Source organism: Paenibacillus terrisolis (assembly GCF_056171975.1).
This window is the reverse complement of record NZ_JBKFGG010000006.1, coordinates 137,201-158,425: the sequence shown is the minus strand read 5'-3', so window position 1 is coordinate 158,425 and position 21,225 is coordinate 137,201. Positions and strand designations below refer to the sequence as shown.

The window sequence follows — 21,225 nt, the reverse complement described above, 5'->3', positions numbered from 1 at the left end:
ACCTCCATACGGCATGCAGATCCCTTTTACGCAAGAAATCCGACACCATCCAACTCTAGCAAATCTATTTCAATTTCATTAAAACATATTAATAATGGTTAATAAAGGATAAAATCCTATTATTTGAGACGGCCAAAATAGAATCGATTCTTCGCGAAAAATAAAAAAGAGCGCTGCGACATTTCATCGCGGCACTCTTTTGGAAGGGTTCGTTTTATGAAATTAGGTTGATCGAAATAGAGCTACTTCTTATCGGGACGGACTTTTCGCGTAGCCGTCGCCTCAAGAGGATCATCAGGCCAGTAATGCTTGGGATACCGCCCTTTCAAATCTTTTTTCACTTCGAAATACGTATTCTCCCAAAAGCTGCGTAAATCGGAGGTCACCTGAACGGGTCTTCCGGCCGGGGACAGCAGGTGCATGGTCAGCGGAATTCTGCCGTATCCGATTCGCGGCGTTTCCATCATCCCGAACGTTTCCTGCAGACGCACGGCCGCATAAGGAGCTCCGGGTCCGTCGTAATGCACCTGAATCCGCGAGCCGCTGGGGACCAGCAGATGGGTCGGAGCTTCGGCGTTTAATTCCTGAGTCCGCTGCCAGCCAAGCCTGTTTTCCAGAATGGAGAACAGGGATAAGGATTGCAGATCGGACCGTTTACGAAATCCGGCGACGTATGGAGCAAGCCACTCCCCCGCTTCCGCGGCGAGCGTCCCATCCGAAACGTCCGGCCAGCTCGGATCGATCCGGTGCATGAACTCTATCCGCTCCTGTAGTTGACGCGCTTTGGAGTTCCAGGGCAAAATCGAGGTCCCCCGTTCGGTAACGGCATGGATGACCGCCCGGGACATTTGCTCCGGAGTCGGCTGCGGATCGGGGTGATCTTTAAGCGCGATGGCTCCCAGGCTAAGGCGGACCCGGGCTTTCACCGTCCCGGATTCTTCATCCCAGACCGCCGTTTTTTCTTCTTTCATTTCATCCTTGTAATAAGCGTAAAGCTCGGATTCCTCCAGCGGCGCAGCCAACAAAATCCGTCCTTCCGCCCCTTCGTCGTCAACATCGGCAACGGACAGAAAAGGCGCGGCGCTGAGATGCTGCATTGCGGCAAGCGCAGCGCCCCTGCCGCTGCGCAGCAAGTACCGGCCGTCCGGTCGGCGGATCGCGATACGGTCCGGATACGCGAAGGAAATCAGCAGGCCGCAATGCCGCTCCGCTTCGACAGCCAGTTCGGACGGGGAGTGGCTTGCGGCCGCTTCCGGCGGCTGGCCGGAGGCAAGGAGCTCGCGCTCCCACTGCCGGCTGACCGCCAGCACGCGCTGCAGTTCGGCGTCGGCGGCGCCTTGGCGAGCTGCGGCTTGCAGCAGCGCAAGACGGCTGCGCAAATCGCTGTCCGCGGCCGCTCCCCTGAGCAGGTCGCGTTCCTCCAGCAGCGCAGCCAGCAGGCAAGCCGGCCGGCCGAGGCCCAGCTCCCGCGCGCGCAGCAGCATATGCGCAAGCCGCGGGTGCAGGCCCAGCGCAGCCATGTCGCGGCCGCGAGCGGTGATGCGGCCGGCCGCGTCAAGCGCGTCCAGCTCCCGCAGGAGCTGGACGGCTTGCCCGTAGGGCGCCGCGGGAGGCGCGTCGAGCCAGTCCAGCTCGGACGGCGACGCGGCGCCCCACGCCGCGATTTGCAGCGCGAGCGGCGTCAGATCCGCCTCGAGCATCTCCGGCGGCGTGCGTTCGATCAGCAGGCGATCCTCGGCTTCGCTCCAGAGGCGATAACACACGCCCGGCGCCGTTCGCCCGGCCCGCCCGCGCCGCTGGTCGGCCGAATCGCGCGCTGCGCGGGTCGTCGCCAGCCGGCTCATGCCGGTCCGCGGCGAGAACAATGCCGTCCGTCGCAGGCCGCTATCGATCACAACCGTCACGCCGGACACGGTCAAGCTGGACTCCGCGATCGATGTGGCGAGCACGACCTTGCGCTTCCCCGGCGACGCCGGTTCAATCGCTCGCTGCTGCTCCTCCTGCGGCAAAGCTCCATACAGCGGCGCAAGGAGCGCGTCGGCCGGCAGTTTTCCCGCGAGCAGCCGGTAGACGCGGCGAATCTCCCCGGCTCCCGGCAGAAACACGAGCAAGCTGCCGTCATGAGCAGTCAATGCGCGGAGTACCGCCCCGGCGGCCGTTTCCTCCATGCTCCCTTTTGGCGGTCCCTCCAAGTATCGGGTTTCAACGGGATAAATGCGCCCTTCGCTGCGAATAACCGGCGCTCCGCCAAGCAGCTTAGCAATCGGTCCGGCGTCAAGAGTCGCGGACATGATCAGCAGCCGCAGATCCTCTCTCAGCAGCTGCCTGCTTTGCCAGGCAAGAGCTAATCCGAGGTCGGCGTGCAGACTCCTCTCATGAAACTCGTCGAAAATCACGAGTCCCGTTCCCATTAGCGCCGGATCGCTCTGCAGCATCCGTGTCAGGATTCCCTCGGTAACCACGGTGATCCGGGTCCGGGCCGAAACCTTGCTTTCCGTCCTCATTCGGTAGCCGACGGTTTCTCCGGCTCTTTCGCCGAGCTGCTTCGCCATGTAGACGGCCGCCGACCTTGCGGCCAAACGTCTGGGCTCGAGCAGAATGATATTTTGTCCCTGCAGCCAGGGTTCGTTTAGCAGCTCGAGCGGGGTTCGGGTCGTCTTTCCCGCTCCGGGTTCGGCCAGCAGAATTGCGGCTCCGGCAGTTTTAAGCTCATCTTTTAGCGCGGGAATTACGTCATCGATCGGCAGTTTTGTCATCTTTCTCTCCTTACGGGTTACACTAGTTCAATCGGGATTCTTGTTGAGATTTTACCACACTTTCGAGTCCATTCCCCAGTCAAAGGAGCAACCAAACGATGAATATCGACGGAACCGCGCTTTTTAAGCTGCTGATGGTCGTCGTCCTGGTGGCGGTCACCGCTTTGTTCGTCATTACGGAGTTCTCGATTCGCGGCTTGCGCCACAGCCGGGTGGATGCTCTGATTCGCGAAGGGCGCAAAAACGCGGCTGCGTTAAAAAAATTGATGGACCGAACGGATTGGGTAGTTTCCTCCTGCCAACTCGGGATCACGATGACCTCCCTGACGCTTGGCTGGCTCGGCCAGCCTACGGTCCGCAGCATCTTCTCGCCGTGGTTTGCTTTATGGCAGATCTCGGGGACGGTCATCTCCTTTTTGTCGTTCCTGATCGCTTTTCTGCTGATCACTTATCTCCACGTCGTGCTGGGCGAGCTGGTTCCCCGCATGCTGGCCGCCCGACGGGGCGAGGCGTTTGCTTTGGCGGCTTCCCGCCCGCTGCTATGGTTCAGTTCGATCCTGTATCCTCTCGTCTGGCTGCTTAACCGCTCCTCGAAGGGGATTGTGACGATGCTTGGCATGGCCCCCCCCTCGGAATGGGACGAAGCCCACAGCAAGGAGGAAATTCAGGAACTGCTCAGCGAAAGCCTGGAGAGCGGCCATATCAACAACAGCGAATACAGCTTCGTCAATCGAATTTTTGCCTTTGACGAGATGCTGTCCAAAGACATTATGGTGCCGCGGACCGATATGGTGTGCCTAAGTGTTCATAACACCAAAGAAGAAAATTTGCAGATTATCAGGAGCGAACAGTACACGAGGTTCCCGGTCATACGCGACAACAAGGACGATATTATAGGCATGATCAATACGAAGGCGCTGTTCCTTCTCTCCGAGGAGCAGGCGGACGTCCCTTTGTCGGCGCTGGTCAGACCGGTGATGACCGTTTCCGAGAGCCTTCCGCTCCCCGATCTGCTCGCCAAAATGCAAATGGAGCGTTCGCACATCGCCATCCTGATCGATGAATACGGAGGAACCTCCGGGATGGTGACCATCGAGGACATTTTGGAAGAAATCGTCGGCGACATCCGGGATGAGTTCGATCTGGAGGAGGAGCAGGAAATTACGGAAATCGCGGAGAATCATCTCATTGTGGACGGCAAAGTATCGATTTCCCAGATTAACGATCTCCTTCTGACCGAGTTGCAAGACGAAGAAACGGACACGATCGGCGGCTGGGTGTACGGCCGGGACATGGATATTGAAGAAGGCAAACGCCTTGAATACGGAGACTATGCTTTTACGGTACTGGAAAGGGAGGATAGCCGGATCCGCAAAGTCGAGATCGAAAAGAAAAACGAGACGGATGCGCTTGAACGAAACGATTCCGTTTGATATACTTGTCCGCGTTCTGAGCTTCATCAGGGCGGATGAATTGGAATGAAGCTCCGCTAAATCTTCGAGGGGAAGGGATGCTTGTGAGACGCGGACGTTTTGCGCCGACTCCTTCGGGCGACATGCATTTGGGCAACGCCAAAATCGCCCTGCTGTCCTGGCTGCAGATTCGCGCAGTCTCCGGGGTTTTTGTGCTGCGAATCGAGGATATCGATGTCCAGCGATCCCGGACGGACGTCGCGAAGAGAATGATGGAGGACCTGCACTGGCTTGGACTTGATTGGGACGAGGGACCGGAAGTCGGCGGAGACTGCGGGCCGTACTGGCAGAGTTCCCGTATTGAGCTTTACGAGAAGGCGCTTGACAAGCTGTGGGAGAGCGGCAGGCTCTACCCTTGCTTTTGCAGCCGCGCCGAGCTGCTTGCGGTGGCCGGAGCCCCGCACGGCCTTTCGTCGGAGGGGGCGCCTTACGCCGGCACCTGTCGGCATTTGAGCGAATCCGAGCGGCAAGCCAAAGCCGCGGTCAAATCGCCTTCGCTTCGTTTTGCGATTGGCGAAGAGCCCGTTTCCTTTGCCGACGGCATTGCCGGATCGCAGCATTTCCCGCCGGGTGCAGGAGGGGACTTCGTCGTTCGCCGGGCGGACGGGCTGTTCTCGTACCAGCTCGCCGTTACGGCCGACGATGCCGCCATGGGCATCACCGACGTGCTGCGCGGCGACGATCTGCTCGACTCCACGCCGCGTCAGCTCCACCTGTACGCCGCGCTGGGACAAACGCCGCCCTCGTTCGCCCATGCCCCGCTGCTGCTCGGCGAAGATGGGCGGCGGCTCGCCAAACGGCACGGCGATCCGGGCATCTCCGCGCTGCGCGCCGCCGGAACGAAGCCGGAAACCGTCATCGGCTGGCTGGCCCATATCAGCGGCCTGACCGATCGGCCCGAAGCACTGCGCGCCCAGGACCTGATTGAAGGCTTCTCGCTGCCTCGCATCTCGAAAGAACCGTTTATATTGACCGCCGAAATGGTCAAAAAGCTGCTTCCTTCCCTGTAAAAGCAGGAATGAAGCAGCTTTTGCGCTTTCAAGTTATATTCATAAGAGCTTGCGACGGATGGCGTCCTCATATTGCCGGAACGCCGCGCTCCCGCCAAGACCGCGCTGATCCGCCAACATATTCAGACGCAGCTGCTGTTCGGTCAGACGTCTCCGCAGTTGCTGCTTCTCCGGCTCACTCTCGCAAGCGGCGATCAGATCGCTTAACCGCAAGCATTCGCCGCGTAGGCTGATTTCCTCGGGAACGTACCCCGCATTTTTCATGACCTTATATGCCATGCGCAGTTCCTCGGGCACACCCGATAGATCCTCGACCTGAATCGGACGCCCCTTTCCGGGCAGATCATCAAACTCCCCGCGCGACATGGCCTCGGCAATTTTCTGCTCGGCTAACCAGGACAACATGCCGGTCCCTCCTTTTGTCAGTAAACTCTCCTTCCATTTTATCACGATCGGCGGCTGACGGCACAAAACACGCCCTTTCAAATAAGAGCGTGTTTTGCCGGCTTAATGATCTTCATTTGCTGCCCTACAGCAGTGATTCCGCCCCATCGATAACGATTCGCGCGCCGGTGATGTGCTTCGACTCCTCTGAGGCGAGGAACGCGACAAGTTCGGCTACGTCCTCGGGTTGTCCCGGGGCGTGCGCCAGCGGTTTGTCGCCTTCCGGATATTCCACCGGTATAACGATTTCCTTAAGCTCCTCGCTCACTTCGGTAGAGGCCTCGATATTGGTGTCAATCGCTCCGGGACAAATCGCGTTGACGCGAATTTTGTATTTGGCCAGCTCCAGAGCGGTCATTTTGGCAAAAGCTGCTTGTCCCGCCTTAGTCGTACTGTAGGCTGACATGCCGAAACCCGAAAAACGATCATTTCCGTTAATGGAACTGGTAATAATGATGCTGCCTCCGCCCCGCTGTTTAAGGTAAGGAACCGTATGCTTAACGGTGAGGAACGTCCCGTTCAAATTAATGCCCAACGTTTTTTGCCAGTCTTCAAAGCTCATTTTATCCACCGGCGCCAATTTTCCGTTGATGCCGGCGTTCGCAAATACGATATCGATGCCGCCGAAATGGTCCGCGGCTTCCCGCACGGCTTGCTCCACCCGGTCCGGGTCGGAAATATCCACGTCAAAAGAACGCGCCGCGCCAGGATAAGCTTCATTGATCTCCCGCTCGGCGTTTTGCGTTCGTTCATCCAATAAATCAAAAAGAGCCACCTTGGCCCCTTCGCTGGCCAGCTTGACCGCCGCCGCTTTGCCGATGCCGGAGCCCGCCCCGGTCACAACCGCCGTTTTCCCCTCGAATCGAACGGTACGATTAATGGGCATCATCTCCCACGCTCCTCTTTTTGAATTAAGACATATGGTTGAGCCTGCCTGTCTTTCTCAAGAGTACCCCAAAAGGGGGGCGGTTTAGTCACGGGCTCCGCGCGAACTTATAAATCGCGTCTGTTAAAAATCGAAATCGAGATCACATACGAACTGATTCCGGCAAGCAAAAACAGACCAACGCCCAAAATCCCCGAGGCTATTTGATGCGTATCGACCTGCCCTAGAAACCAGACGGCCGTATCATTTTGGATGATATCGGCTACAATGCCGTTCACAATCATAATCATAACCATCATTAGGATATTGAGATATTGGGCGCCTTTATGACCCAGCAAGAAATAAAACGGCACATAAATAAACATGAATAATGCTACCCCCAGCAGCATCGTCAAGATCGCCGGCCAATTCCACTGGACCGGTGCGCCATCCGCCAAATTCACCCCGGCATCCATCAGCATGCAGAACAGAAATGCAAGCAGGATCACCATAATCGCCGAAGCATACTTGGAAAATACCAGAAAGCTGCGGCGGACAGGCAGCGTAACCAGAAACTGCTGATTGGGAAGCCGCATGTCGACATTAAACACAAAGATTAACATCAACGAAGGAATCATGCCGTATAATGCCGTGTTGGTCGATGTTTGGACAAAACCCGAGAAGACAAAGGCATAGATGACGATAAACCACAAATACCGGTACATCAGCAAAAAATCCTTGCGAACCAAATAAGCTACATTACGCAATTTGTTTTCCCCCTTTGACCGTATAGTACATAATGTCTTCCAGCGAAGGCTTCTCGTACAAAGCCTTGTCCCCAAACAACGAAAGAGCCATTTTACGGTCGTTGGTCAACCCTTCAAACCCGACTCCGGTTTCTCTAATCCCGATCAGCTCACGGCGGATATCGGTGTCCAGCAGCTCCGTTCCGCCTTTAACCAGCAAATAACGGTCGAGGATTTCGTCCTTGCTGTCATTAAACACGAGGCGCCCCCGGTTCAAAAAAGCGATGTAATCCGCTACCCGGTCAAGATCAGTCGTCAAGTGGGAGGAGAACAGGATCGTATTTTCTTCGTTTAAAATATACTCGCCGAGCATATCAAGCAGCTCGCGGCGGAAAACCGGATCTAGACCGGACGTCGGTTCATCCATGATCAACAGAGAAGGATGATGCGCCATCGCCAAGGCGATCGAATACTTCATTTTCATTCCTTTGGAGCAGTCCCTGATTTTTTTGCGTTTCGGAAGCTCGAATAGATCCATGTACTGATTAAAGGCGATTTCGTCCCATCGGGAATAAAAAGGGGCAATGATCCGTTTCATCTGCTCCATAGACAAGTATTCGTAGAAAATATTCTCGTCGGAGATGTATCCAACGTCTTGTTTATATGCTCCGTTGACGACTCCCGCCTTCTGCCCCAATACGTTAATGCTTCCGTAGTCCGGCACCACCATGCTCATGATCGCTTTGATGATCGTGCTTTTGCCGGCGCCGTTGGGACCGATCAATCCGGTCATATACCCTTTGGGAACCTGAAAGGTAACGTCCGACATGGAATAGTTCCCGTATGTTTTAGATAAACCTTTGACTTCAATCGCATTCATTGCTTTAGTCCTCCTTCGCTATCGATCAGCTTGATCCACTCCAGTAATTCCTCCGTGCTTACGGGAATGCTTTGGCTATCCTCCAGCAGCTCCCGGATTTTGCCCTCCAGCATCCGAAGCCGCTGCTCCCGGATAAATTCCTTGTTTCCTCCGGAAACAAAGGAACCCTTGCCCACCACCGAGTCGATAAGCCCTTCCTGTTCCAGCTCGTTATAGGCGCGCTTGGTGGTGATGACGCTGATTTGCAAATCCTTGGCAAGCTGGCGGATCGAAGGCAGCGCCGTGCCCGGAAGCAAATCACCTTGCAAAATACCGCCCCGGATCTGCCTAACGATCTGTAAATAAATCGGTTCCCCCGAGGAATGGGAAAGCAATATATTCATGGTTCACCTTCTTTTCAACGATGTACTCTTTGATGTTAATGTATATATACAATATACACACCAAAACTTGAATATTCAAGTCCTCTTTTTTCGGCAAAGAAAAACCGTCCGAATTTCTCGGACGGCTGTCTATACGCGCTCTATATATCGGGCTGCTCAAAAAACCAGCCAAACAGGATTCCTTCAAATTTTTCTTTCGGCATTGGAGTGGCGATCATCCAGTCTTCGTCATCCCGGGTACTGAAGCGCAGGAGCCAATTCATATGGCCGTTGATGACAAACTGGGCTTTTTGCCTGTCCCAATCTGTTCCGTTCCAAGCATAAAAACGGATATCCCCATACGCAATACGGGTTTTCAAGCATTTGGCCAATGCGATCCCGCCCTCGATATCATCCGTGATTTTAGAGAGCTCGACGATGGTCTCATCCAGGCTCCAGTCACTCGATTTCCGGACGATTTCTTCAAATTGCCGCCTCGACATCATCAGTGCCGGAAGCTCGCTAGGCGTGCTCGTATTCCACATCATTCTGGAAGTTGCCGCCTCGCATATCGGCCCTAGCTCTTCAGACTTGTATTCATGATGCAGGAAAACTTCCTCCCGGGCTCGTTCCAGCATGATTAGCTGTTCTCCCGTCAGATGCCAATATTCTTCAACGTTTTCCGTTTCTGTGCGGTACCTGAGCCAGCAGGTTTTGCCCGCAGGCGAAACGGGGGTAAACCGCATCAGTGCGCCCAGAAGAACGCTTTTCTCGTCCCCTTGACTTCCTAGCGAAAAACCCGATTTAAGGCTATCCATCGCTTCGGCCTCTTCAATTCCAAGATATCCGGCCAATTGGATCAAATCTTTTGAATCCAGTGTTATATCCTCCCGATGAGAGGCGTCCGTATAAGACATTTACCCACCTCCGCAAGTTCCAAGTTCATCGGATTTTCACCCCATCATAACATTTATCCTTGTCTTCTTGCGCGGCAATTTATGGTAATCTATTACATTATACCCACGAAAATAGGTTCTGAAGCTCATTTTCCAAAACTCTTCAAAACTCTATGAAACTTTTTTAATCGGCATTTCGTATTACTGATAAATAGGCCAGCAAACTTTGCCGTTCTTTGAAAAATACCTGTAATCAAACATTTATGCATTTATAATCTTTTCTTAATCTTTTTTTAAGATTTCTACTTTAATATGTATACTATGAGACCACTGTATAGGGGTGATTATGATGAAGATCCTGATTAATTTTCAAAACAACCTTGTGCCTGTTTACTTTAGCACCGACAGCAAGCAGCCTATTCAGCGCACCTTGAAACTGTTGACCAGTGCGCTTGAATACAAATTCTATAATGGCAAGCAAGCCTTGAAAAAATGTTTAAATTCGCTAATCAGCATTGAGATTGACGGGTCCGAAGCGATTCTTCACAGCAAAAGTGAGTTCGACTCTCTGGCACTTTCACTCTATTAATCTTATATGGCACAACAAAAGGGCTCAGAGGGCGGCAGTGATTACTGCCGCCTTCCGAGCCTCTTTTTTAGCGCATTTTAGTTATACGCCCGTTTTGGATTCCTTCCTTTGCGCCGATCGACTGCCGGCGATCCCCGACTTGAACCAAAGCGTCGCCGCCGTGATGGATAGCAGCGCCCCGTTCATCAGGAAAACATAAGGAATCGATACCCAGCCGCCAAGCACGCCGCCGGTAATCGGCCCGACCATATTGCCGAGCTGGCCGGCGGACTGATTCAAGCTGAACGCTCTTCCCCGGAATCCCGGGTCGGTCGCCTTGACGATCAACGCGTTAAGCGCCGGAAAGACGGCGGCAAAGAAAAAGCCGTACACGAAACGCAAGGTCCCAAAGCCGAACAAACTGTGGAAAAAGATCTGCAAAACATTTCCGATCCCTCCGCCGATAAGTCCAATCATCAGCGTGTTGCGATACCCGATCTTTTCCCCGATTTTCCCCCATATCGGCGCCGCAATGACAGTACTGATCCCGACGGCCGAGAAAATGATTCCCGAACTGAACGAAGCATTGTCGGCCGAAGCCCCAAGATCCAGCACGTACAAAGACAGCAGAGGTTCAAGCACCATGACGGACGCCGTCACGATAAGCACGGTGACGAGCTGGCTCATGAGCGGACCGTTGGCTGAAGCCTGCTTCAGATCGTCGAGGACATGGGAACGTTCCTTGTTCCGGTCAAAATTCTCTTCCTTGACAAAGATCCAGGCAATCACGGCGGACAGCAGCACAACCGTTCCCGCGGCCATGAACGATTCCCGGTACCCGATAAACTTGCTCAGCGAGCCGCCGACCATCGGCCCGATAATGCTGCCGGCCGCCCCCGCCGTCGACATGATTCCAAGCGAGAAGCCGACGTTTTTCTCCGGTGTATTTGTCGCTACCAGCGCGATCGCGGATGGAACATAACCGGCCAGAAGTCCCGTCAAAATACGAACCGCGATCAGCTGGTACGGATCCTGAACGAAGGAGTTCAGAAAATAAACCACGCACAGCGAAAAAGCCGACCGAAGCAGCATCGGCTTACGTCCATATTTGTCCGATAGCGATCCCCAATAAGGAGCGATCAGCGCTCCCGACAAAAATGTGATGCCGAAAGCGACTCCGGACCAAATGGTCAAATGGCTCTTTACGCCAAGATCCTGCCCGATGAACAAGGACATGAACGGAATGACCATCGAATAGGCCGTACTGCAGAAAAACACCCCGATCCACAGCACATACAGATTTCTTTTCCAGGGGAATTCCATATTTACACCCCCATGTTGTCTCTTTTGTGCCCTGGAATTTCAAACCCATTCTTTTATTGTAGCACTTTCCCGCAAAAAAGGATTTGAAATATTTAGGAACGCCACTGTTCACCGCAATTAGGTTATAATATTCAAGGATCTTCTTAACTTACATAACCGTTCCACACCCATTTAAATACAAAGGAGTTGTTTTTTATGGCACTTATCCAATGTCATTTCTTTTCAGAGGTGCTTGGACTCAGCACATCCATGACCGTCATTTTGCCCGAACCCGCCCGTTCGCAGATCGGGATGGCCGGAAGCCTTCAAAAAGGACCGTACCCTACTCTCTATCTGCTGCACGGCATGTCGGACGACAATACGATTTGGCTGCGGCGCACCTCGATCGAGCGCTATGTTTCCGGGATGGGGCTGGCTGTCGTTATGCCCCAAGCGGACCTAAGCTTCTATACCGATATGGTCCAAGGCAACCGCTATTGGACGTTTATCAGCGAAGAGCTGCCGGAAGTTTGCCGTTCCTTCTTCCCTCTCTCCGAGCGGCGCGAGGACAATTTCGTCGCCGGATTGTCCATGGGCGGCTACGGCGCCTTCAAGCTGGCTCTCCGCAAGCCGGAAATGTTCAGCGCCGCGGCCAGCCTGTCGGGTGCGCTCAACATGGGACGCCGGGCTGACGAGGATATACTGGGAGACCGGGAAGCCATTGCCTTGTTCCAGCGAATTTTCGGGGAAAACGGCCCCGGCGGAACGGACAACGACCTGCTTACGCTGCTGGAAACCGTCGGAAAAAGCGGAGCTCCTGCGCCGAATCTGTACCAATGCTGCGGAACCGAGGATTTCCTGTACGAAGACAATCAGGTCTTCCGTAAGGCCTGCGAGCGCAGCGGCGTCAGCTTAACCTATGACGAGGGTCCGGGTACTCATGAATGGGGCTACTGGGACACCAAAATCCAGGACGTCCTGAAGTGGCTTCCGCTAAGAAAGTAACCGTTCCTACTCCCACTCAGTCTCATACCTTCTCCGCTGCTCGCCTTTGCCGCGCGGCGCGCTGCTTTTGGAGACGGCGGCGGATTTGACGGTGCGTTGTCTTGATCGCTCCTTGGAGGCCTGGTATTTGAGCTCCCGCTCGGTACGGCGGTAATTGTCCAGCCTTTTGCGGTCGAGCTGGCCGCTTGCGATGGCTTCCCTGACCGCGCAGCCAGCCTCCCGCTCATGGCGGCAATCGGAAAACCGGCAGTTCTGCGCGAGCTCCGTGATGTCGCCGAACGCTTCGGACCAGCCGCCTTCGTCATCGTCCCAGAGCTGGAGCTCCCGCATCCCGGGCGTATCAATCATGACGGCGCCTTGCGGCAGGACAAACAATTCCCGGTGTGTGGTCGTATGCCGCCCCCGGCTGTCATCCTCGCGGATCGTCTGCGTGCGCTGCAGTTCATGTCCGGCCATCCAGTTGACGATTGTCGATTTCCCGGAGCCGGAAGAACCCGTCAAAGCTATTGTCACGCCGGGCTTCAGCAGGGCGTCGATTTCCTCTTTGCCCCGATTCTCCAATGCGCTCACGACGATCACCGGCACTCCCGGCGCCGCATCGCTGGTCTCCATCAAATACCGCTCCGGATCCTCGCAAATATCCGCCTTGCTGAGTACGATTACGGGAGAAGCCCCGCTGTTCCAAGCCATGATTAAATAACGCTCCAGACGCCGGATATTAAAATCGTGGTTCAAAGCGTTGACCAAAAACAGCAAATCCACGTTCGCCGCCACAATTTGTTCCATCGGCACCGATCCCGCCGCGCGTCTCGAAATCCGGCTGCTTCGGGGAAGCACGCCGTGAATAACTCCGTCTGGCCCGTCTTCCGCCAGAAAACGCACCGCTACCCAGTCCCCGACGGCCGGATATTCGCTCCGCTCGCCCAAATCGTACTGCAAACGGCCGGTCATCTCGGCCCAGCCTTCTCCCCGTGTCGTAACGATACGGTATTTCTGCCCGTGATCGGCGGTAATTCTGCCCGGCCACACCCGTTCCAGGCCCAGCTTCTTCAAATCGGCTTCCCGGCCGTTGTTCCATCCCAGCTGCTGCAAATGATCATTCAAATTTAAACTCAATCGAAAATCCTCCCTTGGTTAGTGCTGCTGATTGATTAAAAAAACAAAAAAACGCCGGACAACGTGTCCAGCGCTCGTTAGATATCTTCGGCTATCTTTTTGCCGTCCTCCAGGCGGGCCATTTCCCCCCAAAGACAGCAAAAAACCGCTGGACGAATACGGTACCGCGGCGGAATTGATTTCATTTGAAACTGTCCGTCCCCCCGAAGAATAAACGTCAGGCGGTACGAACAAACTCAGATCCGGCAAAGAGACCGTAAACATATGATGGATTTGTGTAAAAAAACGTCGTTTGTTTTCCACTCATGATTACTGGCCTCCTTCAACAAATTTTGGTTACATCATATGCGAACAGGGCGGAATTTGTCAAGCCTTCACTTCCACCTCTTCGAAAAAAGGCAGCAGATCCGCCACCTCGTTCAGCTCCGAAATCGTTCGCCAAGGCTTGCCGCCTTCGAGTTCCTCATCCCAAGGATGCTTACGGCGCAGCCAAATTCCATGAATGCCGACTTGCGCGGCCCCCCAAATATCATTGCAGGGATGATCTCCGACGATGACCGTTTCATCCGGCCCTGCGCCAAGCCGTTCCAACGCCAATCGATAAATCCGCGGATCCGGTTTTTTAATGCCGGCCTCTTCCGAGATGACGATTTCGTCGAAATGCCCGCGGAGCTTCAGAGAATCGATTTTACCGTGCTGCAAACGGCTGATTCCGTTAGTGATGATCCCGAGCCGAAGTCCCATGACGCGGCAGGCCTCCACCGCTTCAAAGGAATAATCCATCGCTTTGGCATGAGTCATGTAATTCCGGTCGTAATAAGCTTTTAACGCATCCATGGTCGGCCGCTGCTTCCAAGGCAATGCCTCGATCAATTCCGCAAAAAAGCCTTCCTTCGGCCGGTATCCATCCTTATCGCTTTCAATCATGTACGCAACAATCTTGCCGCTGTCTTCAGCCTTCATAGGCACCAGGCATTCTTTCGCCAATTGTTCCGCAAAGCCTTTGAACGTATGATCTCTATCCATCAGTGTATTATCCAAATCAAAAAGTACCGCCTTAAGCTTCAAAATACGGCTCCCCCGCTTTCCCATCTGTCTCTCTTTATTGTAAACGGAACTGTCAACCCGAAAAACCGCCGTTTACAACTTTTTTACAATAAAATGGCGTATACGCCGGAATTCAAAAACCCTTATTGGGTTGTAACTTACAACTTTCCGATGGATCCGGCAGATCCCGCTTCCGTGGAAAAAGCCCGGGAAGCCCTACTCACCGTGACTGTTAATGCGGAAACCGGCGCGATTGTCGAAATCCTGGACTTTGCGAAAAGCTCGCAATTTGACCCTTCCGCCTCTTCGACTGACAGCATTTCGATGGAAAGCGCCGTGCAAAATGCCAAGGACTTTCTTTCCGCCAACGACCTTACAAAAGGCGCTGCCATAGAGGATGTCGAAACCATGGGCTATGATTCCAGCTTGATCCAGGTACTGGTCCAATTGGTCAACGGACAGACGGATTCGGTCGGCATCGATAAATATTCCGGAGCCGTTTTCAATTATCAAGCCGATTTGGGCCAAAGCCAACTCGATTACATCAAAAGTGAAGCGGCAAACAAGTAATCCCGATTCAAAAGATATACGGCAAAGAAACCGGGTTCCCGGCAGGGAGAACGGTTTCTTTGATTAGAAAAGGCGCAAAACCGCAACCGGTTCGCGCCTATTTGAAGGTATATTCTATTGGTGAAAGTGGAGTTATTGCACCTGTTTTGGACGATGGGTCAGCATGAACTCCTGGTCCGTGACATACAGCGGAAAAGGAGGGAGTTCGCTAAGATAGTGTTCATTCAGCAGCAGCCGGAAATCAACCTCGTAATGCTTGGAATGCTTCAAGACCGGAAGCTTTCCTTTTTCGTCTACGTAATTGTCCACAGCGGCTTGAACTCTATCAAGGAAGTAAGGAATTTCGCGGTCCTCCTCGGAAAATACTTCAAAGGTTTCCCGGGACACATAGAATTTTTGTCCGGTAATCCCTCCGAAATAACGCGACAACCGATTCATGTCTATGCTTCCGTCTGACTGCATCAGCGCTATCCGATTAACTCCATCGGGCATTTCCTTTTCAAATTGCAGCAAAGCACGTTTAACTTCATCCAACGAAACTTCAACGGCAGAAACTTCAACGGCAGATGGGGATCCGACACGATCCGTTTTGCGGTTTCTATTAAACCATGACAGCATGATCGGCACCTCCATGAAATCTTTTTTTAAAATTTTAGGCAAGCGCTTTCAATATCAGTGTACTCTAAAATCTTGAATTTGAACCCTTAAAAACTGAATTGTCATAGGATTGCCATAAGTGGTCATTCCTGAAGCGATTTCTGCCTAAGTCTGGCAAATTATCGGCATTTGCTGTAGGATGATAATGGTTTTTATGTTGAGACATAATCGAGATGAATTGCCTACAGGAGGACTTCTATGCTGGACGTCATCATTATCGGAGCGGGTCCCTGCGGACTATCGGCCGCTATCGAATGCCTTCGCGCCGGGCTTAAGGTGCTCGTACTGGAGAAAAATTGCCTGGTACACTCGATTTACACCTACCCTACCCATATGCAGTTTTTCAGTACGCCCGAGATGCTGGAAATTGGCGGAGTTCCTTTTTCCACACCATACGATAAACCCTATCGCCACGAAGCGCTGGCCTATTACCGCAAGGTGAGCGAATTGTACTCCGTTCCTGTCTCCGCGTATGAAGAAGCCACGGATGTGAAGCGTAAGCCGGATGGCTCCTTTGTCGTTCGCAGCGTTATGCGGGGCGGTGAATTGAAGGAGCGTCAAGCGCGTCATGCGGTTATTTCCACCGGATACTTTGATCACCCCAATATTTTGGGCATTCCGGGGGAAAATACGGACAAAGTAACCCACTATTTCCGCGAAGCCCATCCTTATACCGGAATGAAAGTCGCGATTATCGGCGGAAGCAACTCCGCGGTTGACGCCGCGCTGGAGCTGGTACGCGTCAATGCGGAAGTCACCGTCGTGTATCGGGGCGAGGATTTATCCGGCAATATTAAGCCTTGGGTTCGGCCCGTTTTTGAAAGTCTCGTAGCTAAAGGGAGAATCAGACTTGTGTTGACCTCGCGTGTCGTCGAGATCCAGCCCTCGCAGATCCGGGTCGATTCGCTGAGCGACGGAGAAACGTTAGTTCTGCCGAACGATTTCGTGTTGGCATTGACCGGATTTCGTCCCGATCGCAAGCTGATGCTGGCCTCCGGCGTTGAAATGGCCGGCGACATGGAGAAGCCGGTTTTTAATCCGGAAACGATGGAGACCAATGTTCCCGGTCTGTATGTGGCCGGAGTCATCGCTTCGGGACGGGACGCCAACGAGGTATTTATCGAAACCGGCCGGGGTCACGGCAAGCTGATCGCAAGCCACATTCTCTCCGGCGCTTCGGCAAAATAAGGCCGCTTGATCGGCCTGAAGGAGTTTTGAAAGTATGAACCAGATCGATGTTACCGCACTACTGTTGTTATTGATGGCCGCGCTTGGTATTTTCAGCAGCAATATGCCGATTACCGTAGCAATGATCGTCCTGCTTCTGCTGCGGGTGCTTCATATGCAATACGCTTTTCCGTTGCTGGAGAAATATGGTCTGACGCTGGGCATAATCATTCTGACCATCGGCGTCATGGCGCCTGTCGCCAGCGGCAAAATCTCCATTCAGACGCTATGGGCGTCCTTCTTCAACTGGAAGTCGATCCTCGCCATCGGGGTCGGCATGCTGGTCGCCTGGCTTGGCGGCCGCGGTGCGGTGCTGATGGGGAACCAGCCGACGGTTGTCGCCGGGCTGCTCATCGGCACCGTGCTTGGCGTCGCCTTTTTCAAGGGCGTACCCGTCGGCCCTCTGATCGCCGCGGGGATTCTCTCGCTGCTGATCGGCAAGCTTTGAAGCGTCGGGAGAACCGGTTGTCCTAGACGCATAACAACAGAGCAGAAAACCCTGCCAAATGACTGCCGGGTACCGGGTTGACTTCGAGATAGGCATCGGAACAAATGGTCTGTCTGGTCAACGACGTCCCCAAACACCGCACCCTCCGACATTTAAAATAGCGGCTTTTGGGGGCTTTATTTTCACTGGAGTAACCTCATTCTGAATGAATAGCGCCGTTTTATGGCCTTATTTTCTCAGAAGAGTTCCTTTTCCGCTCTGTTTTGGACGTTTTGTCGAAAATAAGACCATTTTGCACCGCTATTTTCAGAAAAATGCGGTTTCAGAGTGAAATAAGGCCATTTTTTACCGCTATTTGAGAAATCGCCGGAAGTTTCGGTTTACCCTTGATGCCTTTCAAAGGGGTTACGGAATGCACTTTGCATCCCCCTCCCTCTTGTTCCGCAACTCTCTCCAAAACCTTGTTGGGAAGCGGTTTCGATCCATCATTTTCCACGTTATTTTCTTCCAAAACACTCCCCTCCCCGGATGACAAAAGCCGTTTTTCCGCGCCAAAGCTGAATTTTTAACCGAAATATGGTATACTCCATAATGATATAACTTTGTCAATACATGACAGCAGCAGGAACCACGCCGTCTTAGGAGGATAAACCATGTCACGCCGATTTGTCATTGAAGCCGTGATGGTGGCGATATACGGAGAATTGCTGGTGCCCAGTGCGCCTGTAGAATATATTGTACCTTACACCACCGTCATGGAGCTTTATGAATTCCAGAACAGCCCCGAACCGCTCATGAACGACCCGGCGGACGATCTGCACGTCAAAAATAAAATCAAGGAATTGATTTCATATCTGGAAGAGCCGCTTAACCGCAAAAAATTGGAGCGGGCTTTAACCGTTCCCTGGTCCAAAAGCCCTTCAATCCTGTTTGGCGAGCATATTTCCTGGACCGTCATCAACGCGGTGGATAACGAGCGGTACGGTGAATTTCTGGACCCGATCGAAACGGAAATCGTTCTCACCGCGCAGCGGGAGAGCGCGCCTGTTCTAACGGATCAGCTGGAGCTGATTCGGCGGATTATCGAAGCGGAGGTCCCGATTCAAGTTTTTGATATCGGCGACTTTGAATTTGCCATGGAGGACAGCATTACCTGACCTCCGGGCAAGCTTTGCCGGTATATAAAAAAGGCCCGTCTAAGACGGGCCTTTTTCGCGTCATTGCGGGCTAATTCGCGTTTTCCATTTCTGGCGAGCCGCTTATTTTGCCGATGCCGCCTCATAATCGTACTCTATATCCCCCATACTCGAATCGTAGGAGACCAAAAGGTTGTAGCCTTCGAGATACCATAAATCCCGATCTTCCATGAAGAACGTGATTCCATCCACTTCGGAGGAAAGCCCGGGATGCTCCGGCTTTTCGACCTCGATCCCGAGCGAAAATCCGGGATGTATTTTGCCGCCGGAACTATATCTGGCAAAGAAACGGACCGCCTGCCCATTCTCGATTCCAAGCTCTTGCTTAAACCACTGGGCAGCTTCACGGGTAACGTTGATCATGTATCTTTCCCCTCCTCTCTTTTTTATTTTAGTCCATTACGCCTAAGATTGCCAAACCCCGTATTTTCTTGCAAAACGCAGCCTGTTTTTTGACTTTTGCAAAAATAAGGTTTGACACGTTTACAAATACGATGATAAAATCGCAGCATACGAGATCTGGTTTCAAGTAATTACCAAATCCATTCAGAAAGGGTGAATCACGGTGTTCAAATTTAATCGAATTGTCGCGTTGAAACGCGCGAACCGCACACAACCGAATACCGGAGTAACCCCTGCAGGCTTGATTGAAGCTTAAGCACGAACCGCCCCGTATCCCGGATACGGAACACGGCAATACCATTCGCGGAGGTTACTTGATTTCAAGTAGCGTACGCGACATATGTTATGGTCTTTAAGGCATATCGTTTACGGACGATATGCCTTTTTTGCGGTTTTTTGACCCTGTGGAGGTTTTTCGGAAGGCACGACACTAAGAAAATGAAATTTAAAAGCATGAAAAGCAAATCCTAGACAGAGATCAAGGAGGAAACCACGATATGTTTTCAGTTCTTAAAAATTTGGGCTGGTTTTTCCAAAGGGAAAAAAGGCGATATCTCATCGGCCTTGTCCTGCTCATCCTCGCGGGGATCGTGGAATTGGCCCCGCCAAAGCTGCTCGGCAGCGCAATCGACGAAATTGTAACCGGCACCGTAACCTGGAATTCGCTAACCCAATATATTTTGTCCATCATCGGCGTTCTGCTCTTTATCTACTTCATCACGTACATATGGATGCATGCCTTGTTCGGCGGATCGAACCTCGTGGAGCGCCTGCTGCGCTCCCGGTTCATGAGCCATCTGCTGCGGATGACGCCGCCGTTCTTCGAACGGAGCCGCACCGGGGACCTGATGGCCCGTGCGACCAACGACCTGCGCTCCGTGGCGCAGACCGCCGGGTTCGGTATGCTGACGCTGACGGATTCCACCGCCTATTTGTCGGTGATCTTCATCGCCATGAGTACGTTAATCAGCTGGAAGCTGACGCTGGCCGCCATCATTCCTCTTCCTTTCATCGCGCTGGCGATGAAAATTTACGGACGCATCATTCACGAGCGTTACACGCTTGCGCAGGACGCATTCGGGGACATGAACGACCAGGTTCTGGAGTCCGTGGCCGGGATCCGCGTGATCCGCGCCTATGTACAGGAACGTCATGACGAAAAACGCTTTGAGACCATCACGAACGATGTGTATCAGAAAAATCTGGCCGTCGCCAAAGTGGATGCTTATTTTGAGCCTACGATCCGGCTTTGCGTGGGTCTCAGCTACGCTATCGGCCTCACATACGGCATATATCTTGTATTTCACAATGAATTGACCCTGGGGGATCTCGTATCTTTCAACATGTACCTGGGGATGATGATTTGGCCGATGTTTGCGATTGGCGAGCTGATTAACATTATGCAACGCGGCGGAGCTTCGCTCGACCGCGTCAACGAAACCTTAAATGTTAAACCGGACGTTGAAGATGTACCGGATCCCGTTCACGTGGAAACGCCCGAATCCATCGAGTTCAAAGACGTGACCTTCCGTTATCCGGCTTCAACCGTCAACAATCTGGAGCATGTTGACCTGACGATTCGGCGAGGCGAAACGCTTGGCATCGTAGGCCGGACCGGCAGCGGCAAATCGACGCTCCTAAAACAGCTGCTCCACGAATATCCATCCGGCAGCGGCGAGATCCTGATTACCGGCGTGCCGATCGGGCAAATCGCGCTAAACCAGCTGCACGGCTGGACCGGTTATGTGCCGCAGGAACAAATCCTGTTCTCGAAAACGGTGCGCCAGAACATTCAGTTTGGCCTCACAGATGCGCCGGATGAAGTTATCATGGAAGCGATCCGGACGGCCGCTTTCGACCAGGATCTCGGGACGTTGTCCGACGGACTGGATACGCTGGTCGGTGAAAAAGGCGTCGCCCTTTCCGGCGGCCAAAAGCAGCGCGTGTCGCTGGCGAGAGCATTCATTTCGGATCCGGACATTCTGATCCTCGATGACGCCCTCTCCGCCGTGGATGCGCGGACCGAAGCCCGCATCATCGACAATATCCGGAGCAAACGCTCCGGCAAAACGACGCTCATCTCCACGCACCGGCTGTCCGCCATTGAACATGCCGACTGGATCATCGTACTGGAGAAGGGCCGCATCATCGAACAAGGCGCTCATGAAACGCTGCTCGCTAAAGGCGGCTGGTACCGCGAACAATACGAACGTCAGCAGGTGGAATCGAACCTGTCCGACGGGGAGGTGTCCTAAG

Annotated in this window: 22 protein-coding genes; 9 read left to right on the top strand and 13 right to left on the bottom strand. The window is 53.3% G+C overall.

The window, feature by feature from the left end:
* Positions 1-242 precede the first annotated feature (242 nt).
* On the bottom strand, positions 243-2,756 hold the full coding sequence (hrpB, locus tag ACI48K_RS08365) for an ATP-dependent helicase HrpB (RefSeq protein ID WP_475027128.1): 2,514 nt from the start codon (positions 2,754-2,756) through the stop codon (positions 243-245).
* A gap of 98 nt (positions 2,757-2,854) precedes the next feature.
* Here hrpB and ACI48K_RS08360 point away from each other — a divergent pair, with 98 nt between their 5' ends.
* Both ACI48K_RS08360 and gluQRS read left to right on the top strand, forming a co-directional pair.
* Positions 2,855-4,189, top strand: coding sequence for a hemolysin family protein (locus ACI48K_RS08360; RefSeq protein WP_475027127.1), 1,335 nt, complete (start codon positions 2,855-2,857; stop codon positions 4,187-4,189).
* 83 nt (positions 4,190-4,272) lie between these two features.
* Positions 4,273-5,238 (top strand): tRNA glutamyl-Q(34) synthetase GluQRS, encoded by a 966-nt coding sequence (gene gluQRS, locus ACI48K_RS08355; RefSeq protein WP_475027126.1) that lies wholly within the window; start codon positions 4,273-4,275, stop codon positions 5,236-5,238.
* Between the two features lie 39 nt (positions 5,239-5,277).
* Here gluQRS and ACI48K_RS08350 read toward each other — a convergent pair whose 3' ends face one another.
* The 6 genes from ACI48K_RS08350 to ACI48K_RS08325 form a co-directional block, all read right to left on the bottom strand.
* Positions 5,278-5,643, bottom strand: a complete 366-nt coding sequence (locus ACI48K_RS08350) for a DnaJ family domain-containing protein (protein WP_475027125.1) — start codon at positions 5,641-5,643, stop codon at positions 5,278-5,280.
* Between the two features lie 124 nt (positions 5,644-5,767).
* Entirely contained in the window at positions 5,768-6,571 is an 804-nt protein-coding gene (locus ACI48K_RS08345) for an SDR family oxidoreductase (RefSeq protein WP_475027124.1), read from the bottom strand.
* Between the two features lie 104 nt (positions 6,572-6,675).
* A complete protein-coding gene (locus ACI48K_RS08340) occupies positions 6,676-7,314 on the bottom strand; it encodes an ABC-2 transporter permease (RefSeq protein WP_475027123.1) in 639 nt (212 codons plus the stop codon).
* Complete coding sequence (locus ACI48K_RS08335; RefSeq protein ID WP_475027122.1) at positions 7,307-8,173, bottom strand: ABC transporter ATP-binding protein; 867 nt, start codon at positions 8,171-8,173, stop codon at positions 7,307-7,309. The genes ACI48K_RS08340 and ACI48K_RS08335 overlap by 8 nt, the downstream gene beginning before the upstream one ends.
* Positions 8,170-8,556: a GntR family transcriptional regulator gene (locus tag ACI48K_RS08330; RefSeq protein WP_475027121.1), complete on the bottom strand. Its 387-nt coding sequence runs from the start codon at positions 8,554-8,556 to the stop codon at positions 8,170-8,172. The genes ACI48K_RS08335 and ACI48K_RS08330 overlap by 4 nt, the downstream gene beginning before the upstream one ends.
* Before the next feature lie 140 nt (positions 8,557-8,696).
* A complete protein-coding gene (locus tag ACI48K_RS08325; RefSeq protein WP_475027120.1) occupies positions 8,697-9,452 on the bottom strand; it encodes a hypothetical protein in 756 nt (251 codons plus the stop codon).
* Between the two features lie 328 nt (positions 9,453-9,780).
* Between ACI48K_RS08325 and ACI48K_RS08320 the strand changes: the two genes are divergently transcribed.
* Positions 9,781-10,020 (top strand): hypothetical protein, encoded by a 240-nt coding sequence (locus ACI48K_RS08320; protein WP_475027305.1) that lies wholly within the window; start codon positions 9,781-9,783, stop codon positions 10,018-10,020.
* A gap of 81 nt (positions 10,021-10,101) precedes the next feature.
* On the opposite strand, the gene ACI48K_RS08315 is transcribed toward ACI48K_RS08320, so the two are convergent.
* Positions 10,102-11,322, bottom strand: a complete 1,221-nt coding sequence (locus ACI48K_RS08315) for an MFS transporter (protein ID WP_475027119.1) — start codon at positions 11,320-11,322, stop codon at positions 10,102-10,104.
* A 195-nt stretch (positions 11,323-11,517) separates the two neighbouring features.
* Here ACI48K_RS08315 and ACI48K_RS08310 point away from each other — a divergent pair, with 195 nt between their 5' ends.
* A complete protein-coding gene (locus ACI48K_RS08310) occupies positions 11,518-12,306 on the top strand; it encodes an alpha/beta hydrolase (protein WP_475027118.1) in 789 nt (262 codons plus the stop codon).
* Between the two features lie 6 nt (positions 12,307-12,312).
* Here the strand turns inward: ACI48K_RS08310 and rsgA are convergent, their stop codons facing one another.
* Both rsgA and ACI48K_RS08300 read right to left on the bottom strand, forming a co-directional pair.
* Positions 12,313-13,422 (bottom strand): ribosome small subunit-dependent GTPase A, encoded by a 1,110-nt coding sequence (gene rsgA, locus ACI48K_RS08305; protein WP_475027117.1) that lies wholly within the window; start codon positions 13,420-13,422, stop codon positions 12,313-12,315.
* 366 nt (positions 13,423-13,788) lie between these two features.
* Entirely contained in the window at positions 13,789-14,490 is a 702-nt protein-coding gene (locus ACI48K_RS08300; protein WP_475027116.1) for an HAD family hydrolase, read from the bottom strand.
* Positions 14,491-14,694: 204 nt separating this feature from the next.
* On the opposite strand from ACI48K_RS08300, the gene ACI48K_RS08295 reads away from it, so the two are divergent.
* Positions 14,695-15,039, top strand: coding sequence for a hypothetical protein (locus tag ACI48K_RS08295; protein ID WP_475027115.1), 345 nt, complete (start codon positions 14,695-14,697; stop codon positions 15,037-15,039).
* Between the two features lie 132 nt (positions 15,040-15,171).
* Here the strand turns inward: ACI48K_RS08295 and ACI48K_RS08290 are convergent, their stop codons facing one another.
* Positions 15,172-15,657 carry a DUF3939 domain-containing protein gene (locus ACI48K_RS08290; RefSeq protein WP_475027114.1) on the bottom strand — a complete coding sequence of 162 codons (486 nt, stop codon included), beginning with the start codon at positions 15,655-15,657 and terminating at the stop codon, positions 15,172-15,174.
* Positions 15,658-15,894: 237 nt separating this feature from the next.
* Between ACI48K_RS08290 and ACI48K_RS08285 the strand changes: the two genes are divergently transcribed.
* Positions 15,895-16,884: a YpdA family putative bacillithiol disulfide reductase gene (locus ACI48K_RS08285; RefSeq protein ID WP_475027113.1), complete on the top strand. Its 990-nt coding sequence runs from the start codon at positions 15,895-15,897 to the stop codon at positions 16,882-16,884.
* Positions 16,885-16,918: 34 nt separating this feature from the next.
* The gene (locus ACI48K_RS08280; protein WP_475027112.1) at positions 16,919-17,371 is read left to right on the top strand and encodes a DUF441 domain-containing protein; all 453 of its coding nucleotides are present in this window, start codon (positions 16,919-16,921) and stop codon (positions 17,369-17,371) included.
* Between the two features lie 322 nt (positions 17,372-17,693).
* Here the strand turns inward: ACI48K_RS08280 and ACI48K_RS08275 are convergent, their stop codons facing one another.
* Positions 17,694-17,882, bottom strand: a complete 189-nt coding sequence (locus tag ACI48K_RS08275; protein ID WP_475027111.1) for a hypothetical protein — start codon at positions 17,880-17,882, stop codon at positions 17,694-17,696.
* A 142-nt stretch (positions 17,883-18,024) separates the two neighbouring features.
* Between ACI48K_RS08275 and ACI48K_RS08270 the strand changes: the two genes are divergently transcribed.
* A complete protein-coding gene (locus ACI48K_RS08270; RefSeq protein WP_475027110.1) occupies positions 18,025-18,528 on the top strand; it encodes an ADP-heptose synthase in 504 nt (167 codons plus the stop codon).
* Between the two features lie 102 nt (positions 18,529-18,630).
* Here the strand turns inward: ACI48K_RS08270 and ACI48K_RS08265 are convergent, their stop codons facing one another.
* On the bottom strand, positions 18,631-18,930 hold the full coding sequence (locus tag ACI48K_RS08265; RefSeq protein WP_475027109.1) for a HesB/YadR/YfhF family protein: 300 nt from the start codon (positions 18,928-18,930) through the stop codon (positions 18,631-18,633).
* 536 nt (positions 18,931-19,466) lie between these two features.
* On the opposite strand from ACI48K_RS08265, the gene ACI48K_RS08260 reads away from it, so the two are divergent.
* Complete coding sequence (locus ACI48K_RS08260; RefSeq protein WP_475027108.1) at positions 19,467-21,224, top strand: ABC transporter ATP-binding protein; 1,758 nt, start codon at positions 19,467-19,469, stop codon at positions 21,222-21,224.
* Position 21,225 lies beyond the last annotated feature (1 nt).